Raw genomic sequence first — 785 nt, forward strand, 5'->3', positions numbered from 1 at the left:
CACCCCTTAAGTGTCCAAAGTGCAGGGCACCTCTTTTGAGTTTTTTCATCTACCCCCTAAACTTAGCCACCACTAAGACCTCAAATTCGCCTAGTGGCAAACTATTTAAGTAGATGAGCACCCCCTAATCCTAGAGTGTGCTACAATCAAGTTTTACTAGCATAGTTAAAAGGCTTTGTATGCCCTTTCTTAACACCCTTTTTACCCCCTACACCTTAAAGCACGAGCTCCCCAAACTCTACCACTTTGAGCAGAGCAAAGAGCAAGCTAGGCACGCTTTAGAGCAAATGCGCGCGCTAGACCTACACAGCCTCAAACAGAGCAACGAACACCAGTTTGAAGATGGCTTTATTACCAAAATCTTAGAGATTCTAGGTTGGGAGTATCTACGCCAAGAAGAAAAGAGCATTCAGGGCAAACTAGAAAAACCCGATTTTTTGCTTTTTGCTAACTTGGAGCTCAAGCAAGAATACCAAGCCCTAGAGAAACAAGATCGCTACGCCAGCAATGCCTTTAGTGTGATCTGTGAGAGTAAGGCTTATAGCGTAGATGTGGATAATAAAAAGCTAGCTAACAACCCCCATCACCAGCTCTTAGGCTATCTCAACGCCTTGCGCCATGATTATGGCTTTCTCACCAATGGGCGTGTGTGGCGTTTCTATGACGCAAGCAAGCCCAGCTATAACAAAGTCTTTTTTGAAGTGCATTTAGAAAAGATTTTACAAAAGCAAGATTTAGAGAGTTTTTTATACTTTTACCACCTTTTTAATGCGACTAACTTCTTG

General features: G+C 42.8%; 1 pseudogene. It reads left to right on the forward strand.

Going from position 1 to position 785, the window contains the following annotated elements:
• Positions 1–179 precede the first annotated feature (179 nt).
• Positions 180–785 (forward strand): annotated as a pseudogene (locus tag EAO33_RS08870) (Eco57I restriction-modification methylase domain-containing protein); the annotation flags it as partial.

Origin of the sequence: Helicobacter labacensis (assembly GCF_003660285.1) — a bacterium.
GTDB classification, from domain to species: Bacteria; Campylobacterota; Campylobacteria; order Campylobacterales; family Helicobacteraceae; genus Helicobacter; species Helicobacter labacensis.